The organism is Brevibacillus choshinensis (assembly GCF_001420695.1).
GTDB classification, from domain to species: Bacteria; Bacillota; Bacilli; order Brevibacillales; family Brevibacillaceae; genus Brevibacillus; species Brevibacillus choshinensis.
In genome coordinates this window covers 534,577-555,878 of the sequence record NZ_LJJB01000013.1, presented here as the reverse complement: position 1 = coordinate 555,878, position 21,302 = coordinate 534,577, and the positions used below count along the sequence as shown (strand labels likewise).

20 protein-coding genes are annotated in these 21,302 nt (G+C 47.0%); 8 read left to right on the top strand and 12 right to left on the bottom strand.

Features of this window, described 5'->3' with window-relative positions; translation table 11 throughout:
- Positions 1–4: 4 nt before the first annotated feature.
- The 5 genes from AN963_RS22885 to AN963_RS22865 all read right to left on the bottom strand — a co-directional run bounded on the left by AN963_RS22885 (position 5) and on the right by AN963_RS22865 (position 5,300).
- A complete protein-coding gene (locus AN963_RS22885; RefSeq protein WP_055746861.1) occupies positions 5–1,174 on the bottom strand; it encodes a M20/M25/M40 family metallo-hydrolase in 1,170 nt (389 codons plus the stop codon).
- Between the two features lie 87 nt (positions 1,175–1,261).
- Complete coding sequence (hutI, locus tag AN963_RS22880; RefSeq protein WP_083497034.1) at positions 1,262–2,542, bottom strand: imidazolonepropionase; 1,281 nt, start codon at positions 2,540–2,542, stop codon at positions 1,262–1,264.
- Between the two features lie 59 nt (positions 2,543–2,601).
- Positions 2,602–3,147 (bottom strand): FAD synthetase family protein, encoded by a 546-nt coding sequence (locus AN963_RS22875; RefSeq protein WP_055746860.1) that lies wholly within the window; start codon positions 3,145–3,147, stop codon positions 2,602–2,604.
- 118 nt (positions 3,148–3,265) lie between these two features.
- A complete protein-coding gene (locus AN963_RS22870) occupies positions 3,266–4,735 on the bottom strand; it encodes a 4-hydroxyphenylacetate 3-hydroxylase family protein (RefSeq protein WP_055746859.1) in 1,470 nt (489 codons plus the stop codon).
- Between the two features lie 43 nt (positions 4,736–4,778).
- Positions 4,779–5,300 carry a flavin reductase family protein gene (locus tag AN963_RS22865; RefSeq protein WP_055746858.1) on the bottom strand — a complete coding sequence of 174 codons (522 nt, stop codon included), beginning with the start codon at positions 5,298–5,300 and terminating at the stop codon, positions 4,779–4,781.
- 397 nt (positions 5,301–5,697) lie between these two features.
- Here AN963_RS22865 and AN963_RS22860 point away from each other — a divergent pair, with 397 nt between their 5' ends.
- The 5 genes from AN963_RS22860 to lgt all read left to right on the top strand — a co-directional run bounded on the left by AN963_RS22860 (position 5,698) and on the right by lgt (position 11,291).
- Positions 5,698–7,425 carry a sigma-54 interaction domain-containing protein gene (locus AN963_RS22860; protein WP_055746857.1) on the top strand — a complete coding sequence of 576 codons (1,728 nt, stop codon included), beginning with the start codon at positions 5,698–5,700 and terminating at the stop codon, positions 7,423–7,425.
- Between the two features lie 82 nt (positions 7,426–7,507).
- Positions 7,508–8,227 (top strand): 3-ketoacyl-ACP reductase, encoded by a 720-nt coding sequence (locus AN963_RS22855; protein ID WP_055746856.1) that lies wholly within the window; start codon positions 7,508–7,510, stop codon positions 8,225–8,227.
- Between the two features lie 156 nt (positions 8,228–8,383).
- Positions 8,384–8,827 (top strand): MarR family winged helix-turn-helix transcriptional regulator, encoded by a 444-nt coding sequence (locus AN963_RS22850; RefSeq protein ID WP_055746855.1) that lies wholly within the window; start codon positions 8,384–8,386, stop codon positions 8,825–8,827.
- Positions 8,828–8,833: 6 nt separating this feature from the next.
- Entirely contained in the window at positions 8,834–10,237 is a 1,404-nt protein-coding gene (locus tag AN963_RS22845) for an MDR family MFS transporter (protein WP_055746854.1), read from the top strand.
- Positions 10,238–10,499: 262 nt separating this feature from the next.
- A complete protein-coding gene (gene lgt, locus AN963_RS22840) occupies positions 10,500–11,291 on the top strand; it encodes a prolipoprotein diacylglyceryl transferase (protein ID WP_055746853.1) in 792 nt (263 codons plus the stop codon).
- 297 nt (positions 11,292–11,588) lie between these two features.
- Here the strand turns inward: lgt and AN963_RS22835 are convergent, their stop codons facing one another.
- A complete protein-coding gene (locus tag AN963_RS22835; protein WP_055746852.1) occupies positions 11,589–12,362 on the bottom strand; it encodes a polysaccharide deacetylase family protein in 774 nt (257 codons plus the stop codon).
- A 138-nt stretch (positions 12,363–12,500) separates the two neighbouring features.
- Here AN963_RS22835 and AN963_RS22830 point away from each other — a divergent pair, with 138 nt between their 5' ends.
- The 3 genes from AN963_RS22830 to AN963_RS22820 all read left to right on the top strand — a co-directional run bounded on the left by AN963_RS22830 (position 12,501) and on the right by AN963_RS22820 (position 16,532).
- Positions 12,501–13,607 carry an amidase domain-containing protein gene (locus AN963_RS22830; protein WP_236708063.1) on the top strand — a complete coding sequence of 369 codons (1,107 nt, stop codon included), beginning with the start codon at positions 12,501–12,503 and terminating at the stop codon, positions 13,605–13,607.
- Between the two features lie 72 nt (positions 13,608–13,679).
- A complete protein-coding gene (locus AN963_RS22825) occupies positions 13,680–15,179 on the top strand; it encodes an oligosaccharide flippase family protein (protein WP_055746851.1) in 1,500 nt (499 codons plus the stop codon).
- Positions 15,180–16,007: 828 nt separating this feature from the next.
- The gene (locus AN963_RS22820; RefSeq protein ID WP_055746850.1) at positions 16,008–16,532 is read left to right on the top strand and encodes a YhcN/YlaJ family sporulation lipoprotein; all 525 of its coding nucleotides are present in this window, start codon (positions 16,008–16,010) and stop codon (positions 16,530–16,532) included.
- 117 nt (positions 16,533–16,649) lie between these two features.
- Here AN963_RS22820 and AN963_RS22815 read toward each other — a convergent pair whose 3' ends face one another.
- The 6 genes from AN963_RS22815 to AN963_RS22790 form a co-directional block, all read right to left on the bottom strand.
- Positions 16,650–17,144 carry a GNAT family N-acetyltransferase gene (locus AN963_RS22815; protein ID WP_055746849.1) on the bottom strand — a complete coding sequence of 165 codons (495 nt, stop codon included), beginning with the start codon at positions 17,142–17,144 and terminating at the stop codon, positions 16,650–16,652.
- A gap of 85 nt (positions 17,145–17,229) precedes the next feature.
- Positions 17,230–18,213, bottom strand: coding sequence for a phosphotransferase enzyme family protein (locus AN963_RS22810; RefSeq protein ID WP_055746848.1), 984 nt, complete (start codon positions 18,211–18,213; stop codon positions 17,230–17,232).
- Between the two features lie 220 nt (positions 18,214–18,433).
- Entirely contained in the window at positions 18,434–19,402 is a 969-nt protein-coding gene (locus AN963_RS22805) for an SDR family NAD(P)-dependent oxidoreductase (protein ID WP_407922560.1), read from the bottom strand.
- 122 nt (positions 19,403–19,524) lie between these two features.
- A complete protein-coding gene (locus AN963_RS22800) occupies positions 19,525–20,046 on the bottom strand; it encodes a TetR/AcrR family transcriptional regulator (protein WP_055746847.1) in 522 nt (173 codons plus the stop codon).
- 297 nt (positions 20,047–20,343) lie between these two features.
- Positions 20,344–20,715 carry a hypothetical protein gene (locus AN963_RS22795; RefSeq protein WP_055746846.1) on the bottom strand — a complete coding sequence of 124 codons (372 nt, stop codon included), beginning with the start codon at positions 20,713–20,715 and terminating at the stop codon, positions 20,344–20,346.
- Complete coding sequence (locus tag AN963_RS22790; protein ID WP_055746845.1) at positions 20,712–21,299, bottom strand: manganese catalase family protein; 588 nt, start codon at positions 21,297–21,299, stop codon at positions 20,712–20,714. The genes AN963_RS22795 and AN963_RS22790 overlap by 4 nt, the downstream gene beginning before the upstream one ends.
- Positions 21,300–21,302 lie beyond the last annotated feature (3 nt).

The window sequence follows — 21,302 nt, the reverse complement described above, 5'->3', positions numbered from 1 at the left end:
CTTGTTAGTTAGATGCAGCCCCCGGATTTCGGTGAGTTTGGTACCAGCTGCGGATCAGGCTGACTGTGTAAATCCCTGTATTGATCAGATTCTGTACACTGATGTGCTCGTGGAAAGTGTGAATGTTCCGAAATCCGTTCCCGAGCGTAATGCAGGTCAATCCATTCTCATTCAACACATTCGTGTCTGCTCCGCCCAACGTCCGTGTCAGATAGTAATCTACCTGGATATCCTCAGCCGCTTGAACGGCATTTTGCCCCAACGTCGTCTCCTGCCCGACATGAAAGCCCAAATATTTTTTCTCAAATCGAACATTCGCTGTTCCACCGTGTTCTTGCGCTACTCTCTCTGCTGTTTCCTTCATGGCATTTAATTGATCAACCAAGCCTTGTTCTGTAAAGCTACGGACTTCACCAATCAGCTCTACCTGACCGGGGATAATCGATGACAACTCTCCACCCTGAATCATTCCGATATTGGCGAGCGTATCCTCACTGATTTTCCCGAGCGGGAGCTGTTTCAACACATCTGCAGCAATGAGGAAAGCGTTGATCCCTTCTTCCGGATTCAATCCGATGTGGGAAGACTTTCCGTTCAGCTCTACGTAGATTTTGCTGCTGAAAGGACCTTGCAGAATAATTTGTCCGACATCGCCGCTGCTATCGAATACATAGCCTTCCTTGCTTTGGATCAGCGAATAATCCATATGCCGTGAACCGGTCAGCCCTCTTTGTTCGTTTACCGTCAGGATCAACTCGATTGGACCACATGGCATGCCAGCTTCCTGGATGGATTGGACCGCTTCCAGATAAGCAGCGAGTGCCGCACGATCGTCTGCTCCGAGAATGGTCGTACCATCCGAATAGATGATGCCGTCTCGAATTTCCGGCTTTAATCCTTCTGTTGGAAGCACGGTGTCCATGTGTGTAGAGAAAAACATGGGTCGGACGGACGGGTCTGTCCCTTCCCAGTAGGCGACCAGATTCCCACATTCCCCATCAAATTGCCTGTGCGCTTCATCGAATCGGATGGAAAAACCCATTGCCTCCAAACGCGGCACGAGGTAATCCGCGATGCGCTGTTCCTTTCCACTCGGACCATTTAGCTTGGCTAGCTCCAGAAAGTCACGCAGCAATCGTTCTTCATTTACGAGTGAAACCTTTTGGATTGTCATAGTACCCGTCCTCTCTTTTTTAAACGTGTAAGAACTGATAAGTACGAATGCTTATGAGTTCTTGCGCGATGGTGGTTTTTCGTTTTCTTAATGCCAAGCGAGCTGGGCAGGCGTCCTGGTCTGGTTTACCACCACTTTTCCACGCTTGATGACTTGCTCGACGACGTTGCTCCCTAACCAGTAGATGACATTCTCGTAGGTAGGCGTATCCCAGATTTGCAGATCAGCCAGTTTGCCTATTTCGATGGAGCCGCGGTCATGTGCCAAGCCAAGTGCCTTCGCACTTCCGATCGTGGCAGCACGGATCGACTCGGCCGGTGACATGGCATACAGACGGCAAGCGAGCATCATGACAAACTGCATGGATTCCGTCCAGCAGGCCGGACACAGGTCGGTGGCCAGCGCTACTGTCATCCCTGAATCAATCATCGCTCGGGCATCAAACGGCTTTTTGTGCTTGACCGCAAAATCCAGAGCAGGCATGATCACACCGGGGACTCCCGCCTCGGCCAGCTTGCGCATCATTGCAGGAGGCGTGTAATTCAAGTGGTCTGCTGAGATCACTTTCATATCTGCTGCGAGATCTGAACCGTAAATATAAGAGTAGGCATCCGTATGAATTTTCGGGAGCAAACCAGCCTTTAGGCCCGCTTCCAAAATACGCGCGGATTCTTTTGCATCAAAGTGGCTGTCCTCGCACCAGACATCGCAGAATGTTGCCAGCTTGCGTTCGCTGACCAGTGGAATCATTTCTTCGATGACGATATCCATGTATGTGTCTTTTGACATGTCTTTCGGCCAACCATGCGCCCCCAAAAACGTACTAATTACATCCATCTCGAGCTCCTGGTGAAGGAGCGCATTCACATCGAGCATTCGCAGCTCATCAATGGTGTTGAAGCCATATCCAGTCTTGATTTCCACCGTCGTCGTGCCTGCCTGCAGCATTCGATTCAGTCGTCCCTGCGCAGATTCAAACAGTTCCTCCAAGCTGGACTGCCTGGTCATGTCGACGGATACCTGCACGCCTGTCTGGATGCCCATCTGCTTTAATTTATCTGGGTCACTCACTGTCATTTTTGCTGCGTACTCTCTCACTCGCGATCCACCAAATACGGCATGCGTATGACTGTCGACAAAACCGGGCGCCACTACTTTCTGGGTCGCATCGATGACAAGAGCTTTGCTTGAATCGACCTGCGCGAGGACGTTCTCACGGTCTCCTACAGCAATGATCTTCTCCCCAGCTATTGCCACCCAACCATCTGTGATGAGTCCGACCGAATTCGCTTGATCCCCCTGGCACGTTACGACCTGGGAAGCATTTGCGATGATCAGATCTGCTTTTTGTTTTTGTTGTTCGAGCACTTATCATCCACTCCTTAGCCATTTGCTCATCCAGCCAACACACTGATTACAAACAGGCCTTATCCTTTCGCTTGTACGGTCTGCCAACCTAACAGCTGTTCCGCTTGAAGGTGTCGATCTTGCATGAGGAGAGCGCGGATGCGGCTCGATGAGATAATCTCTCCAGAAGAGCAAAGAATAGAGTCTAGCACGTTGACCGGAAACGACTCTCGCAAGGTGCTGATGTCTCCCCCTCTATTGCTCCCAAACCGGAAGTCGTGTCCTACCCAAATTTCCAACGGATGCAAGTCTCGCAGCTCCCTAAGAAACGAGCTTCCTTCTCGCGTAGAATACTCGGCATCAAACCCAGCCACGACGACATGATCGACTGACAGGTGCTCTAGCCTGTGAAGCTTTTCTTCGATCGTGGTCAGCTGCATCGCCTGTTGAAAAAAGACCCTCGGCGGCGGATCAAATGTATACACAACCAAAGGTACTCCCAACACCAATGCGCGTTTTCGTGCTTGGCAGATCAGCGCTTGATGCCCTCGATGTACCCCATCCAATGCGCCTATCGTCATGACTGATGCAGAAAGCTTGCACGTCCCGGCAGTGTGCACTCGCATGTAGACCACTCCTTTGTTCCTACCGTAGCGGATACGTCATCCATAACCGCATCCTATTATCTCCCCATACTTTTTCTAACCGGTGAAATCAGCCCTTGCTCCTTCCTTTTTGTCTGGTCTATTTTTGCATGGCCAATTCGGCTTTTGCGTCCGTTTCGAGATGGGCGGCTTTCGTGACCATGTCGCGTACCGGGTTCAGATCAAAATGGTTAAATGCGGCCATGTATTGTGCAAAAGGTGGCGCTTGCGCAAACAGTTCAAACGTAATCTGATGCCCTCCATATGCGGAATTCAGAAGATCGCGTGCGAAGTAGAGCAATTTCGTGCGCTTCTCTGGGGTCCAACCGCCATCTAGCGTGTAGTATTGATCGATGTATTCTTTAATTTGCGGATCAGCGATGGTCGCGGAATCTGGGGTGACTGCGAGCTGACCGCCAACGAGCTCCCGGCACAGATGGGCCATTTTCGGGAAGTTGGTCAACGCATAGAGGCGGCCTGTATACAACAGCGACTGGTTCGGCATCATTAGTCCACCTGCGCTTTTTTGTGCATTCGCGACAGCTGCAGTCAAATGGGCATTGATTGTTTCCCTGTAGCAAATGAGCTGGGAGATTTTTTCTTGGACGGCCGGAATCTTCGTCAGTCCCGTTTGCTCCACGTTCAACAGCGCAGTACCGAGTAAGAAATCTGCTCGACGTTGCAGACGCAAGACATAATTAAAGGCCGAGTAGCGGTGAACGGTTTTTCGAATGTATTGAGCAGACTCCAGATTGCCGTGGAACAAAACGTTTTCCCAAGGAATCAAGACGTCATCGAAAACGAGCAACGTATCAATCTCATCAAAGCGAGTCGACAGCGGGTAATCCACGGGGTTTTTGCCAGTTGAGAGCGGGGTCCGGCAGATATGCTTGAGACCGGGCGCACCCATGTCAGCAATGAAGCCACATGCATACGGCGTCATGCTTTGATCTGTCCAGTTTGAAATGGTTGGCTTTACAAACGCCTGGTGTGCGTAGGCGGCAGCAGTCTCAAACTTGGCTCCGCGAACGACGATTCCTTTGTCATTTTCCTCTACCACATGCAACAAGGTTCCTGCTGCTTTTCCTTCGAATAGCTTGCTTCGATCCCCTTTTGGATCTGTGTTGGCCGATACGTGGAACAAGTCCAGGCGAGCGATTCGGTCTACGTGGTTTTTGATATTCTCGGCATACGTCGGATCGATTTCGTTCAGCCGGTCTTGTGCGTCGTACAGGGACCACATTTCACCGATTGTCTCATCGCCTACCCGGTACACGACGCCACCCAAGTCATCCAGCACCGTATCCACATAGGTGCGGATGGCTGTCAGATCCTCTTTGGCTTTTGGCAGCTTATAAGCACGGCAGATGGTTTCGCCGTCTTCCAGCTTTGTCGTGCAAACGTCCGCATAACGCGCTTCATGGTTCATGTCGTACATACGCGCTTTCGTCTCGATGATCGGATGAAAAGCTGGATGCTCTGCTATGTTTTTTACTCGTTCCCCGTTGATGTAAACCTCGCGTCCATCATTCAAAGACTCTTTATATTGCTTGCCTGTCATCAATGCCATCGTGCATCCTCCTCATTTTTACACCCGGTCTGTTGAATCTTTGTTATTTGCCAGCTTCGTCGAATCGTCCGAACTTTCCACGGTAGTAGGTCAATGGCGCCTTCTCATAAGCCACCGCACTCTGGACTTCCGCTAGAAAGACGCTATGTGTTCCTCCCGTTACATTTTCCACGACGCGACATTCAAAATGTGCAAGTACGTCTTGGATCAACGGGACCCCTAGCTCTCCGTATTCAATGTCGGTTCCCTGAAACTTATCGGTCTGGGGTTGTGCGAACTTGCGTGCCAGATCCCCTTGTTTTTCCTGTAGAATATTGACTCCAAATTTCTTCGCCTTGGAGATCGCGTGGCACGTGCCGGTATTTTGGTTCACACACACCAGTACCATCGGTGGATCGAGGGAAACGGATGAAAATGCGCTCGCGGTAATGCCCCAATTGGTTTCATCCTGCCTCGTTGTAATGATGGTAACCCCACTCGTAAAATGACCGACGATGTTCCGGAATGTGTCCCGGTCCACCAACTGCTCACTGCTCGGATTCATCTCGGTACGGTTTGTACCCATTTGTCTTTTCCCCTTTCAAGTCCATGCTGTCTGCTCTTGTCATTCGTGGTGTAAAGTAACCTCCTCCTATCCCTGGCACCTCTCTCTTTGTGAGTCGCAAAACGTAAGTAGCAAGGACCGTGCCAAATGCTTATTTTTTTATTTTTTTCGCTTGCTGTTTTCGATCAAATGCGAGGGGAATCGCGCCAGAAGATCTTTGTCATATCAAGGGATTCTATGTCCCTTTGTGTTGCTCCCCTTCTTTTTATTTTCCGTCCTGATTTTTTGCAGAAGTGTCCCATCCCCATTTGCAATTCATGAAAATCTCGTGTACATTCATTTTGCCATTATTTAAAATAGTAAAAACTATTTGCACCCTTAACGCCCCAAACATTCTCAGCACATCAGGAGGTATGAGATGATTGCAACAGCGCTGGGTCAGTTGTTAAAGAGCTTCGCCGAACACGTAATCATTGCCGATGACAGTGACGATGCACTCTGGTTTGATGAATCTGTGGCTGAACTTTTCCCGTTGCGAACAGGGGAAAACGTCTTCTCAGCGTTGTCTCTTCCGACAGCAAAGAAAGCAAAACCGTCCCTTTCCATCCAGGGAAAAGACAGCAAAGAATATTTGCTGCAAAGACATCTGTTTGCGCAAAACGAGCAAAACCTCCAAATCCTTTTGCTCAATTGCGCTACGGATGTCGCCCGGCAGCAGCAGCTCAAACTCGTTTGCTATGAGGAAATTCTCCAATCCATGAACGAGGGAATTGTGCTGAGTGATTCGGAAGGAAAGGTACTTTTGTACAATAAGGCGCAGGAAAAACTGGAGGGAATGAAGCAAGAGGAGATGGTCGGCAAGTATTTGTGGGATGCCTACAAGTACTACGATCCAAAGCTTTCCGAGCACCAACGTGTCCTGCAAACGCGCAAGCCGATCATCAGCCGATACGGTGTGCATTCTTGTATCGCAAACATCACTCAGCCTGTGAAATACAGCTCGTATCCGATAATCAAAGACAATCAGGCTCTCGCCGTCTTTTCCATTAGCATCAACGACTTTCACCTAAAGCATCTGTTGGATGAAACGATCGAAGTCAAACGAAATATCATCATCCCGAGCACCTTTGAGAAGAGGGTGCTGCATAACGGAACGACATACACCTTTGACAATATCAAAGGAAAGAGTCCTGCCCTCAAAAAGATCATTCGGGAAGCGCAAAATATCGCCACTCACCAGACGGATGTGCTGATTGTCGGGGAAACCGGGACTGGGAAAGAATTATTTGCGCAGAGCATTCACAATTACAGTAAACGGGCGAGCAGCCCATTCGTTGCGATCAACTGTGCCGCCATTCCGGAAAACTTACTCGAGAGTACCTTGTTCGGCACGGTCAAAGGTGCATTCACTGGCGCGACCAATCAAATGGGGCTATTCGAGCATGCACAGGACGGCACCCTCTTTTTGGATGAGATCAATTCCATGCCTCTCATGCTGCAATCCAAGCTCATTCGCGTCCTCGAGGAACGGGAAATCAGGAGACTCGGTACCAATTCCGTCACACCGATTCACTGCAAAATCATCAGTGCCTCCAACGAAGATCCGAAAAAATTGATCGAAAACCAAAAGCTGCGTTCCGACCTCTATTACCGAATTGCCCGCACGAGTCTATTGATACCGCCCTTGCGTGATCGCGTAGAAGATCTAGAAGTTCTCATCGATTATTTCATCCTCACCTCCAGCAGAAAGCTGAACAAACAAATCAAGAGCCTGACCCGGGAATTGCAGCAAATTTTGCTTCATTACCGTTGGCCCGGAAATATACGTGAGCTTGCCCATGTTATCGACAATCTCGTCATTAACGCGGATTCGGACGATGTCCTCCTAGATACAGAGCACCTCCCTATGTATTTAAAAGATTTTTTCCAAAGCCTTGAGAATCAAGAGATCTATCAAAAGACCAAAAGCACACGTCCTATCAAATCCGCGATCAATCCAGCGCAAAAACGTCTGATTCAGCAAACGTTGGAGAGCGTCAACTGGAGTGTGACCAAGGCTGCCAAAATTCTCGGAACGACCCGTCAAAATCTGCAATATCACATTCGCAAGCTCGGCATCAAAAACCACGGAGAAGGAGATCAATGACCTGAATGGCATTCTTTTCATCTGGATACCTTATCTACGGAATGGACCCAGTCCGTAAACCACAAGGAACGGAGAATAGCCAATGGATCTGAAAGGGAAAAATGCGCTGATTACAGGGGCTGGAAAAGGAATCGGACGAGCCCTCGCGCTGGCTCTCGCCAAGGAAGGGGTGCGTGTTGGTCTCGTCTCCCGCTCGGTCGCTGATTTGGAGCAGCTCGCTTCGACGATTTCTACACAATTCCAGACGAAAACGAGCTACGCTCCTGCCGATGTATCCAAACGAGATGAGGCTCTCGCCGCGTACAATCACATCAAGCAAGATCTTGGACCGCTGGATATTTTGATAAACAATGCGGGGATCGCAAGCTTTGGTACGGTCACCCAGATGCCCCCGGAAGAGTGGGACCGCATCATTCAGGTGAATTTGTATGGAACCTATCACATGACCTATGTGGCTTTACCGGATATGATCGACCGAAACAGTGGTTCGATCCTAAATATCGCTTCGACTGCTGGAGAACGCGGTTTTGCAACCGGCTCGGCGTATTGTGCTTCTAAATTTGCTGTACTCGGCTTTACTGAGTCCGTCCTGCAAGAGGTGCGGAAAAATAACATCCGGGTAACCGCCCTCACCCCTAGTACCGTGAATACCGAATTAGCTGCCAATGCTGGTTTGAAGATCGGCGAAGAACATCGTATGCTACAGCCGGAGGACGTCGCTGAGCTGGCTCTCGCCACACTACAATTACCGGAGCGGGTATTTGTCAAGACAGCAGGTATCTGGACGACCAATCCACAATAACAAGACAGGCGTGCTCACCCGCAACAGGTAGCACGCCTTGCTCGTATTTCTGCATGTAAAAACTGCTTTTCGCCTATTAGTCAACATATTGACGAATTACCGACACCCCGTTAAGATAGTCCATATGTTGACCATTTCCAAAGGAGATTACCTATCGTGGATGGAAAAGTAAGCATTATCCTAAGCGTGCTGCGCCTGTCTGCCCTGATCAACCGAATGGGCCTAAAGTTGGTGGAAGGAACGGGATTATCTAGCGTTCAACAGTGGCAGTTGCTCGGTATAATTTCTCGCAATGAAGGCATCACGCTAAGCAAGCTAAGTGAAGAGACCCTCGTCACCAAACAAAATATGACGGGACTCATCGAACGCATGGGAAAAGGCGGTTGGGTCACAACCTGGAGCGATCCGACAGACAAGCGGCTGACGCGGGTTCGCATAACGGAGAAAGGGAAAGAAACGTTAGAAATGATGCAGCCGCGAACCCACCAGAGCAATGAAGTGACCTTTCAAGACTTTCGTGAGGATGAGCTTGAAATGATGGACGAGATGCTGGAACGGCTTTCTCGTTCCTTGCGGGTGCAAGTAGATGGGAGGGAGTAGAAAAAAATGACTGCTTATCAGAAAAAAATCACGATTGCGCTCTTGATCGCTACCTTTCTTTCCGCGATTGAAGTAACGATCGTGAGTACAGCCATGCCGACAATCGTCAATAAACTCGGAGGCTTGGAGCTCATCAGCTGGGTGTACGCCGTCTACTTGTTGACATCCGCTGTGACCACTCCTATTTTCGGAAAGATCGCTGACCTGTTCGGGCGGAAAAAAGTATTTTTAGTGGGGTGCTCCCTTTTCTTGGTAGGATCCATGCTATGCGGTCTCTCACAAAGCATGGAGCAATTGATTCTTTTCCGCGCGATTCAAGGAATTGGGGCGGGTGCCGTCGTCCCGATTACCTTTACGATCATCGGTGACATTTTTACGTTTGAGGAACGTGCTCGTGTGCAAGGTCTTTTTGCTTCCATCTGGGGGGTCGCAGGAATCTTTGGTCCCTTGGTCGGAGGATTCTTCGTAGATTATGTAAGCTGGCACTGGATCTTTTATATCAATATTCCTTTTGGACTGCTCTCCATCTGGTTGATTACGAAAAACCTGCATGAGAATCTGGAAAAAAGAAAACGGAAAATCGATTACGGTGGAGCGATTACCTTCACCATCGGTACTACTGCTCTACTCTATGCGCTGCTGTCTGGAGGCAATGAATACGCTTGGAATTCAGCTCCGATACTCACGCTTTTGATTGTGACCGTTGTGTTTTTAGTCGTGTTTTTTGCGATTCAGAAACGCCACCCAGAGCCGATGATTCCGATCCAGCTGTTTCGTATTCGCGAAGTATCGCTTCCGAATCTGATCTCTTTGCTGGCGAGTGCTATCCTGATCGGCATCACCGCTTACCTCCCCTTGTGGATCCAGGGCGTCTTGGAAAAAGGCGCGATCTATTCGGGCTTGATCCTGATGCCGATGTCTATCGGGTGGCCGATCGGTTCCACGGTTGGTGGCCGCTTGCTCGTTCGCTATGGCGCCAAACCCATTTCGTTTCTCGGCATTCTCTTTCTTGTAATCGGAACCTTTTGCCTGACCTTCATCACGATATCGACTCCACCTTGGGTCATTCTGGGCATTGTCTTCGTTATGGGGCTTGGCTTTGGTCTATCTATCACCATATTTACGATCGTCGTCCAATCTGCCGTCGACTGGAACTTGCGCGGAGTCGCTACCTCGTCCAACACCTTTTTACGGACGCTGGGACAGACATTTGGTGTCGCTGTCATGGGAACGATGTTAAACCAGCAGATCGCAAGTCATTCGGAGGCAGGGGCTCAAGTGCCACCAGCCGTACTCGCTGCTGGTATTCATCAAAACTTTGTCTTGGTGACTGCCTTAGCGCTCGTTTGCTTGGTCATCACTTTCTGGATCCCCAAGAAAAAACCACAACCTGCTCAAGGCTCTCATTGATGCCATACAAAAAAACCGGCTCTTTCGCTCCTACCCGCGAAAGGGCCGTTCTCCTTTTGTGCTACCTTTTACTAAGCGAAACTTTTTTACCAGAGTAGCCCGATCAGATCCCCCTATGTCTGGTTATTTCTAGCTGTTGAAAACGGGCACAGTCTGTTATGGTTATATAGGTAACTATCCATCATTAGCGGTGCCACTACGCGAATCGTAAAAGAATGGAGAACAAGTTAGCTCTACCTTTTTAGAGAAAGAAGGGATTTCCTTGCATCAATATCTCGCACACATTGGTTCTTTTCCTATACGGTCGTACAGCCTTATCTTTGTACTGGCGATCGCTCTGGGCGTAGGCGTGACTCTCACTTTAGCAAAGCTGCAAAAGAAAGAGGAGCTAGGCAATCACCTCATGAACCTGCTTGTCCCCATGATGGTTGGAGCTATCATCGGGTCGCGTTTTTGGGCCGTCTTTTTCTTCGATTGGGATTTTTACTCCAAGCATCCTGGGGAAATCATCGCGATTTGGCACGGTGGGCTGTCCATTCAGGGGGGAATCGTCGGGGCCATTCTGGTTGGGATCTGGTACGTCCGTAAGCATAATCTCTCATTCTGGGAATTGGCTGATTTATGTGCGCCTGGATTAATATTGGGGCAAAGCATTGGGCGAGATGCCAACCTGATGAACGGGGATGCCTTTGGAGACCCGACCGGAAGCAATTTCGGCATTTTGTACCCGGAAGGAACGAACGCTCGCGCTACTTTCGGCGATCAACCGTTGTGGCCTGCTGAAGTATGGGAAGGGCAAATGGATATCATCATCTTTGCGTTGCTCCTCATCCTCATGCGCAAACAACTCAAACGCGGGTATTTATTTCTCGCCTACAACATCCTCTACAACTTGGGACGCTTCCTGTTAGAGCTGTTGCGTGGTGACTCCCCCCGGTACCTGTTTCATTGGACGGCAGCTCAGTGGACCTCCGTCACTGTGATCATTCTCTCCTTGATCGCTGGAGTCTATTTGCATTTTCGCTCGCCACAATGGAAAGAAAGCGCCTCTTGAAGATGATGGAGCAAATGCCGGCCGATTGTATGCCCGAATCGCAGGAAGTGATGAGTGGTGGTTGGTAATTGATGGGCTTTTGTTACAGCAAGGTGTTGGGCCCTTGTGGAGGAGAACGACGTTAGATAGAGAGTTTGTCATAAACAAAAAAGACGTGACGATTACATCATCGTCACGTCTTTTTGTGCGTTCCTTCCAATTAAAACCATGTTGAGAAATCCGTTTGGATATGTGCCTTCCGATGATGACGTTTCATGCAATTGTCTTAATCACATTCCAGCTAACAAAACATCCCATCTATAAATGACATTGGAACGGAAAATATAAGCTTGCTGGATGTTTGTTGACAGGATTTATTTTCTGAAGCTGTACTAGTTCTGATACCGTTACAAACCTGTATCCCCGTTTCTTCAATTCTGGCAAAATGACTTGCAAGGCTTTCACAGTCTGATTTCCCCTATAATCGTGAAACAGGACGATGTCTCCTTTTCGTGCATTCCGGAGCACCTTATTTACAATCTTGTTCACGCCTGGATTACTCCAATCCCGAGTATCCTGGTGCCATGACCACATGATCATCAAATAACCGCACTTCTTTACCGTGTTTACAATCGTTTCATTATAGATGCCAGCCGGTGATCGAAATAGTGTAGGATGCTTTCCGGTAGCCTTCAGGATGGTCTCTTCAGTAAGTCTGATTTCAGTTTCAATTTTTTCTTTCGAAATCGATTTGAAGTTAGGATGATGAAATGTATGGTTTGCAATTTCGTGGCCATGTTCCACAATCGTTTTGCCGATCCCGGGATGTTTTGCCAGTCGTGATCCAACCGCAAAGAAGGTTGCCTTAGCATTGTACTGGTTTAAAAGGTCCATGATCATCGGGGTGTATATGGGGTCCGGACCGTCATCAAATGTCAAAGCGATCACACTTTCTTTGGAAGGCACCTCCCATACAACTTCTCCTCTAACCTCGAAATAATGTCGATTCCGTTCTTCACGGGCAATCACGGGTACGCTTCCCACGACGAGAATCGCCGTGCAAAGCGAGATAACGATCATTTTCATTTTCATCCTGCTTGCCCTCCATTGTGACTTAACCATATTATGGCGTGAAGGTGCCTTGAATATTATAAGTTATGGGCGGATACGAATAGGGGAAAATATCTGGATTAAAATCACAAACATCCGTAGGAGGGACAACAAGTGAAAGTGAAGGGGTTCTTCCAGATTTTATTCATTTCGTACTTGTTCTTACTGATCTCTATGCAAGCATTCGCTCTAGACGATCAGAATGATGACATACAATCTTTCCTCCATCGGTTATTTGCTGCACGTATTCAACTGCTTGTAGATAAACAATATCAAAATGTACAGCCGTTCTATTTACCTACAGAAAAACTAAGCAAGCTTGCATTCGAGCACGAAAAGAATAGAACCATTTACATGAACAAATGGGCTCATGCGCGAAAAGTAAAATTTGTGAATTCCTCCGGTGTTATCCGTATCACCAGAATAAAGAACACGGGCGATACAGCTCGGGTTTCCGTAATGCAATCCCTTCAACTCACATACCAATACCAGGGTCAGGAACAGCATACGATGGGGGTCGGCACGAGACACGTTTTAACTCTCAAGAAGAATAACGGAAAATGGCATGTTCTAAAAGAATGGTACCTTGATCCACTAGACGAAAACCCGGGACTCATCCCCTCGTCAAAATCTCTCCAATCAACGGATATGGAAATGGTAGGAAGTGCTCCGAATCAGAAATGGAGAATGAAATACAATCGTGAAAAAGCAGTTCAATACGCGGATAAATATGCGGGTCTCGCCAACAAGACGGGGAGCAATCAGCGATATAATCAAAAGTACATGGATTATTCTTTTCAGGGAGGAGATTGCACCAATTTTACCTCTCAAGTTTTAGGAGACCAAGAAGAGGGAGGAGGTCTCCCCATGCGCCCTGAATGGAAATATAAATACAACCAAGGTGGCAATACAGCATGGGTCCGTACTGATTCACTCAAAAACTTTTTAATCCGTAGCGGTTATGGCACATTAATTGCTCGAGGCACCTATGATCAGGTAGCGAAGCCTACGAAAAAATTTCCTAACACTGCGCTTGCTGAATTAAAGCCTGGAGACGTGATTGGCTATGAAATGAAGGGAGATATTGACCATTTTTCTGTTGTAACTGCACAGGATTCCAAAGGCTACATTCTGGTAAATTCCCATACTGCTGATCGATATCATGTGCCCTGGGATTTAGGCTGGGACAAAAATACGAAGTTTCTCTTGTTCCGCATCGGAGAATAGAAGAGATCCTACATAGTTGTCCGCCCTCTTTCATAAAATGGTTGAAATAGCCAAGTAAAGAGGGCGTTGAAAGTGTACCTACCTCCACTCCTGAAGGACTTTTTTCTGCGGTCTGGTATCCTAAGCATTGTGAAGCTGATCGGTGCTTTGGGGCGAATTACATTATTTCGTTTAGTGGGTTCGGAAGGAATCGGACTTTATCAAATGGCTTATGCTTACTACGGTCTGTTAATTACTATTATAACCGGAGGATTTGCTTCAGCCGTCTCGTTAGCAACTGCAAAAGACATTCAAAGAGGCAAACAACTTTTTCACTTCTCATTGTACCTGCTTGCTATCCTCGGAAGCAGTATGGGTTTGTTATCCTATTATTGCGCCCCTTTTGTAGCGGAGCTTTTTGGAGAAAAGGGACTTGTTAGACCCATTCAATTTCTGGCGCCAGCCATTTTACTAGTACCCATTTTGAGCCTGATGAGGGGTTTCCTGCAAGGTTTACAACGTTACGCGTATATAGCTTTGTCAGAACTGATTGAGCAAGTCGTCCGTGTAGTAGCCATGGTTTTTTTAACTGGTCTTCTGATGCAAAAAGGGCTTACTGAAGCCGTAGGAGGGGCACTATTTGGTGCTGTACTAGGAGCCTTCATCGCGTTTTTATTTTTATTGGCTCCTTTGCTTCTCCCATTTCCAACCGTCCAGATGAATCATCATTCACTGCCAACTTCTATACCCGTATTCATCATGTCTTGTATCTCGATAATGGGGGCTCGAATCATTCTTCCAGCCTCCGACTTTATCGATTCCATACTCGTACCGAATCGGCTTTTTTTGGCTGGTTATTCGGTACAAGAAGCAACCGAGATTTATGGAAAATTCTTTGGTATCGTAGCTACTGTTGTTTTTGTACCCACACTTATTACAGGATCCATCAGTCACATTATGTTACCAAGGCTAACCATAGCATGGGAGACTTTAAATATTTCAGGATTTATCAAAAAGATTAAAGTAGCCTTTAATACGACTTTACTGTGGGGATTGTCCTCTTCCTTTTTTTTAGTTGCCTACTCCCATCCAATATCGACTCTTGTAATTGGGAACGAATCACTTGCACAACCTATCCAGTACCTTTCTTTGGCACCACTGTTTGCAAGTCTAAGAGAACTTTCTACTACCATTCTCTGGACAATGAATGTGAAGGGGCAACCGTTAAAGGGTCTTATTCTCGCCACGATTTTTTCAAGTTTGATCAATTTCTTTGTCATAGGAATTCCGGGATATAGTATTGCAGGTATTATCCTGGGGATTCTATGTTTTGAGATAACATCCTTGACGTTTAATCTTACTTCCCTGATTCGAGCCATACACCCGCAAAAAATAGGATTATCTATTGTTAGAGAAATTGTCGTTTGTATCTCTTTTCTTAGTTGTATACATTTTGCGATTTCGCTCCTCTACTCCCACATCATTCCAATTGGGTCTACTTTCATACAAGATGCGATCATGGGATTGACGTTTTTCATCTTATTTCCTCTCTATATTTATGGTCATCTTACATACATCCAGAGAAAATCGTAACTCTGGTAATATTTTTGTGGTAATTCTCTCCTCCAAGATTGGTAGGATACTGGAGTAATCCAATCAGGAAGTGCCTTCAGGGTGGAATTGGCCTCAATAAAGTTAGGCACGTTGACATTTATATCGGGAACGGAAAAGTACTCCATACCTATGCGAAGGGAATTGGAGTAACTGTCAGCGATATAAAGAATGATAAACGCGAACAAAATTATTGGTTCGAGCATTACTTGTTTGCGAAACGTGTCATTTCATAATTTGATTCAGGTTGTTGGGAAGTACTTATACGTACTTCCCATTTTCTTGCAAAAAGATAGAACGCATTTCCTATTTTCGAATACTTCTCCATAACAGGTATCCGATTAACACAAGCAAGATGAATAAACCAATTAATGTTAAAACAATAGATAATATAGTAATTCCCCCCAATGTAGCCCCTTGTCTTCTTCAAAAAACACAAAACCAATCAGAAAGAATATAGCGATTCTCCTTGCGCTCAATTTTTGATGTGCATATGCCTTTTGATACTATTGTGCATCCAATCCCTTAAAGGTATTTCCCAAGGTACATTTCCTTGGGATTGATGTGTTTGCTGATGCGACTATATAAAATAATCATGATATTATGCCACATCCTGTAACCCCATCTCCACAATAACGGTTGGACACTTGCAGCTTTTCCTTTATATAACTTTGATAAAGAACAACTCCCCCACGTTTATTTTTGTTTCTTGCCCCCCATGCCCTGCGTCATCTTTTCCAAATATTAACCCCCGTTCACATTGAGTTATTTTATTCATAACAACGCATCTTATGGGTAGGAGGTGTAGTTATGATAAAAATACAAAATAGACTCATGACAAAGGTGATTGCAGTTACCGCTGCGATTTCGCTTCTTTCTGGATGCGGGTATGGTAGAAGTGGAGTTAAACAAGTGGCTCCGCCTACAAACCATATAAAAATGACTCCAGGACAGCAGCATGAAGGCATCCCAAATCAGTCTACCCACCATGATGTACAAGTAGCTGATCACATTGTTCATGTTACAAAGAAAATTGATGGTGTCACAAAAGCGACTGCCGTGGTCAATAAACAGGATGCAGTAGTGGGGATTGATGTAAAAAAAGGATCAGACATGAAGCAAACAGAGAAGAAGGTACACGATGCGGTTAAATCGGCAGAACCGAATTTAAACGTCCATGTCACTTCAGATGCAAAATTACACGGACGAATTCAATCTATTTATTCACAAAACTATTCAAGCCCCCAAACTGGTCACCCTGTAAGAGATGTGGGGGCAGATATTTCTGTTCTCATTCGGGACATCGGTAGAACTGTCACAGCACCTTTCCGATGAATCTGCAAGAGTTATAAGCTAAAAATAACCCGTCACCTTATTAGGAGACGGGTTAGATGCATTTTCTACCTGTACATACAAAATTACGAAAAACAAGCCAAAGGGACCGACATGTACTCACCCCTTTTTCCATTCCAGGTGCATGATGAATTCTTCTCCATGTGTACCCGCATATCTCAACCCTTTATCTACAAATCCCGCTTTCAGATACAAATTTATGGCAGGGATGTTGGTGTGGTGGACGGTTAAAAGAATTTCATTTTTATCTGGAAACGATTGCTTTGCGATTTCACCCAGTGAACGCAGCGTCTCGTAGGCATACCCTTTCTTTTGATGCCTGGCATCGATTGAAAATGACTTAAAAATAAGGGCATACTCACTGCTCGTGTACACATTACCTGATGGAGCCGTGTACAGCACAAAACAACCGACCAATTGATCGTCTGCATAGATGACATACGGCTGGTTATGGAGATCTTCTTGAACCGTCTTGATGATGTCTGTTGGTAAAGATGTATAGATCGCCTGTTCTTCAGGTAAACAGTATTGGCGAATGTCGCCTTCGTCTTTTTCGCTATAAGATCTGATGATGATCTCTTTTTTCCTGGGCATCGCTTCGTCATTCCTTTTCCATGTCTTCTACATAGTGTGATGAAATAGAAAAGGCGCCACGTATGACGCCCGATCGTCTCATCTTTTATTCCCACGGTCGGCGAAAGGCTTCTCGCCTTACTGTAAGAATCTCTTGGAGTTTTTGTCTCAAGCGATGGTACCAGTCTGGGGCTATTTGAATCTCGGTCTCTGTTCCCAACGCTTGCAATAGTTTGGTAAATTGATAGAGCTGCCCGAATCTTGCGAACTTCGGCATCAGCTGTATTTGCTCCTCATCTATTTCGTTTACGGATCGATACCCTTTCAAGAAAAGAGCCATTTTTTCCTCATCGCCCTGCCCTTCTCTCACGTCTGCCAAAGCATTCACGAGATCCATCGCAAACCAGTGATACATGGAGTCGTCAAAGTCAATGACGGAAAAGGTCGCATCCGCTTCATTCCAAAACACATTGTCCAGTTGAAAATCATAGTGAACGAGGCCGTATTGATTACTTGAGCTACTCATCGAATGCAACCATGCATTCACCTGGGCCAGTTCTACTCTTGCCTCGACCTCCAGAGGGTGGCGCTCCAGGATAGCTTCCATGAATCCCCCGATTTCTTTCCAGCTGTTACGCTTCGCATGTGAAGCTGGATACCCTTTCGACAGCTGATGCAAGGAACCTAACGAACTCCCCCATTGCTCCCACTGCTGGTCCGTCATCGTTTCCCAATCGAGTGAAATCCCCTCTGCCTGGCTAAATACAACGCCCAAATAAGATTCGGAGCGGTCCTGTACGGTTTCTATCAGCTTTCCGTTTTTCGAAGGAAGCGGGCTGACGACAGGATAGCCTTGTTCACCCAAATACTTCATGAAATGGATCTCAGCTTGAATTTGCTCCAGAGAGCGATCCCGTGCATTGGAAAATCGTAAAAAATACCGGTCATAACCTCTTTTCCACACGTAGACGAAGTTGGAGCTTGCCCGCCAAAATTGGACCGAGCCTTCATCATGCTCCCATAACGCCATGAAACTCTGGGCGATGGTTGGTGATTCCAGCGCCTTTACCATGCTGACTACATTCATCATTTCCCAATTTCCTCCCGCCACCTGCCGAGAGGTCTCTACCAGCTATGAGGCAAGCCCTCTCATCAGGTTTGCATATTTGACATCACTTGCGTTCAAATTGCTCACTCCTTCCCAGAGCTTTTATTGTGGCCTTGTCACCTTTACAGAATACCATGATTTTACACATTTCCAACATCACGTATTTCGTTTTTGTTATTGATTAATCACTAACTACGACTTATTAAGATTTCCTCTTTTGTTGTTTCTGTAATGCGAGGATAGTAGCCGATATCCCATCCTCAAATGATGTAGCTGGAATGGCTCCAATCTCCCTCTTGTATTTCTCCGTACTCAAAAGTAAAGGCTCCTCAGTCAGATACAGCATCTCTACAACTTCCTTCATCACCGGAACAAACAGTCCGAGCAATGAAAGTCCGACCTTTCCAAGCGGGATGACTGTTTTCGTTTTTCCACTTGCTTTACGAGCGATTCGAACAATATCTCTGCCCGCGATCGTCCCTGCACCTGGAATATTCCAGTTTTGTCCATAAGCATGCTCTCTGCTTGCAAGCTCTACCACCATCATGGCTGCATCCGGCAAGTACACATACTCGCGAGGGATGACCATGTTACCGATGAAAAACGCGGGTTTTCCTTCCGCGATCGCTCCCAGTGTCGATCCCAAATACGAACCTTGATTGGCTGTCGGTCCGTAATAATCCGGCAAGCGAGCAATCATTGTCTGCACGTTGTTCCATCGGCTGCTAAACAGCATCTGCTCGAATGCCAGTCGGACTTTTCCTTTCTTCGTGTGCGGTTGCTTCGGATGCTCCTCGGTCACCTTTTCCATTTGCCTTCTTCCATACGGATAAATGCCGTCTATGGCAACGACCTTCAAATTCTTCTGCTTGGCTGCCTCCATGACCGATTCACCCAAGGGGAGCAGTCTGTCTGCCATTTCGTTGTAGGGTACGTTCGCACAATGAAAGAGAACATCCGCATCATCCGCTGCTGTCACGATGTCTTGCGGCTTGAAGGCATCACCTACAGCAAGTGTGAGATGTGATGGACTGCCCAACTCTCCTGCCAGCTGCTCTAGCTTCTGAGGAGATCGGCCGAAGGCAATGGTATGAATCCCCCGCTTGATCAATTCCGCCGTGATAGCAGCTCCCGTCCCACCTGTTGCTCCTACTACGATTGCTCGTTTCAATGATACCAGCTCCATTCGATTGTTTTGAAATGATTCGTGATTGATCAATCACTAATTAACTTGAGAATAAAATATTGTTAGTGATTAGTCAATAACTAATTTTGATGGCTTGTTTCGCCACCCTACACCTCCATCAGTTCCGGCATGTTCAATGCCATCGAGATATTGCACAACATCCCTCTTGCCAAAAAGAGTAACGTTCTCTCTTCTGCGTTTGGGATACCTGCTTTCTGAAACGCTTCAAGCACGATATGGCGGACTTCCCCGAATCCGTCTCTCATGGCTTCTCGGATTGATTCTTCCTGAATGGTCTGAGCCTGCATTTGGAGAAGGGTCTCATTCCGGTGAGACTCCAAGATTTTCTCATAGGCCTCAATTAAATCAGATTCAAGCTGTTCAGGAGAAGAGGAGGTTACAACCCCCCGGAATGAATCGATGATTCTCGTCCAGGACACTTCCAGTGCTGCTAGCAACAGCGCTTCCTTGGTTGCAAAAAACCGAAAAATATACGGCTGCGATATTTTTGCGCGCTCTGCTACATGCGCCGTTGTAGCTCGGTAATACCCGCTTTCCGCAAATACTTCGATCGCCGCAGAAACGATTTCCGCTTTGCGATTCACTGAGGTCGCCTCTTTTTTTGGCATGTCGTTCTCTCCTTTTTTTCTTGTTAGTGATTCATCAATTCCTTTTGAGTGTAGCGCATATCTACAGGCATTGTAAATGTTAGAAAACGAAACCCGTCTCCACCAATGCGGGGACGGGCATTACTTCCTGAAGTCTCATTTGGGCTTTCACTTGAAGTTTTCCACCTAGGTAGGGAAATGTCGCATTCAACCGCAAGACGAATCTTTCCAACCATCAAAAAGAAGCACAGCGTCAAAACGCCCTACTTCTTCTTGAAATCCAATGCTTGAATGAACCTGCCATGCCACGTGCTCCTTTCAGGGCGTGGACCCCGGTGCCGGTTTTTTAGACGGGCTGTCCTCTGCTTCATTCGTTTCCTTTTCCGTCGAGTCTTTGCTTACTTCCTTGGTAGCATCTCCTTGCTCATTCCCATACGGAGTATGCAGCCATTGAAATAACGTTCCTGTCTGTAGCGCCTCGGATAGTTTTAACTGGTTGATGTAAGGATCGGGTGGAAACGGGTTTATCGGGGCAATCGGATGATGGCTTGTCGTACTTCGGTTCGTTGGACGCAGTCCTTTGACAACGGCATCCCTGCTCTTTTTTTGTGGGACATGACCTGGTGGATAGAACGGCCCCCACGGAAAACTAAATCGCGGATCATAGCTGAATGGCCGACGTCTGTTCACAAGTCGTCCTCCTTCTTTGCTTTGTTTGCACGATTTTCTTCTTCCAGCATAAAAAGAGCTTCACGGAAGCGTTGAGAGTGAACAATTTCTCGCCCACGCAAATATTTCAGCACCTGACTCACATCTGGGTCATCTGTGAGATTGATCAACCATTGATAGGTCGCCCTTGCTTTCTCCTCTGCAGCAATGTTGTCGGCCAGGTCAGCAATCGGATCTCCCTTGGTCTGAATGTAGGCGGCTGTCCACGGTACACCATTGGCGTCCGTGTAGAACAGAGCTTTGTCGTGGTCGGCGTAATGCGCCCCCAGCCCTGCTTCCCGCATCTGTATAGGAGTTGCGTCTTTGAGTAGCTTGTAAACAAGTGTAGCAATTACCTCCATGTGACCCAGCTCTTCTGTGCCGATGTCTGTCAAAAGCGCTTTGATCCTCTTGTTTGGCATCGTGTAGCGCTGATTTAAATAACGCAGTGCAGCAGATAGTTCCCCGTCCGGCCCGCCATATTGTGTAATGAGGAATTTCGCCATTTGCAGATCCGGTTTGCTCACCCGTACGGGAATCTCTAATGTTTTCTCATAGATCCACATACA

Bases quoted from the DNA above. Each gene is read 5' to 3' on its own strand.
- AN963_RS22885 (WP_055746861.1), bottom strand. From the start codon at position 1,174: ATGACAATCCAAAAGGTTTCACTCGTAAATGAAGAACGATTGCTGCGT.
- AN963_RS22875 (WP_055746860.1), bottom strand. From the start codon at position 3,147: ATGCGAGTGCACACTGCCGGGACGTGCAAGCTTTCTGCATCAGTCATG.
- AN963_RS22870 (WP_055746859.1), bottom strand. From the start codon at position 4,735: ATGGCATTGATGACAGGCAAGCAATATAAAGAGTCTTTGAATGATGGA.
- AN963_RS22865 (WP_055746858.1), bottom strand. From the start codon at position 5,300: ATGGGTACAAACCGTACCGAGATGAATCCGAGCAGTGAGCAGTTGGTG.
- AN963_RS22860 (WP_055746857.1), top strand. From the start codon at position 5,698: ATGATTGCAACAGCGCTGGGTCAGTTGTTAAAGAGCTTCGCCGAACAC.
- AN963_RS22855 (WP_055746856.1), top strand. From the start codon at position 7,508: ATGGATCTGAAAGGGAAAAATGCGCTGATTACAGGGGCTGGAAAAGGA.
- AN963_RS22845 (WP_055746854.1), top strand. From the start codon at position 8,834: ATGACTGCTTATCAGAAAAAAATCACGATTGCGCTCTTGATCGCTACC.
- AN963_RS22835 (WP_055746852.1), bottom strand. From the start codon at position 12,362: ATGAAAATGAAAATGATCGTTATCTCGCTTTGCACGGCGATTCTCGTC.
- AN963_RS22820 (WP_055746850.1), top strand. From the start codon at position 16,008: ATGATAAAAATACAAAATAGACTCATGACAAAGGTGATTGCAGTTACC.
- AN963_RS22815 (WP_055746849.1), bottom strand. From the start codon at position 17,144: ATGCCCAGGAAAAAAGAGATCATCATCAGATCTTATAGCGAAAAAGAC.
- AN963_RS22810 (WP_055746848.1), bottom strand. From the start codon at position 18,213: ATGATGAATGTAGTCAGCATGGTAAAGGCGCTGGAATCACCAACCATC.
- AN963_RS22800 (WP_055746847.1), bottom strand. From the start codon at position 20,046: ATGCCAAAAAAAGAGGCGACCTCAGTGAATCGCAAAGCGGAAATCGTT.
- AN963_RS22790 (WP_055746845.1), bottom strand. From the start codon at position 21,299: ATGTGGATCTATGAGAAAACATTAGAGATTCCCGTACGGGTGAGCAAA.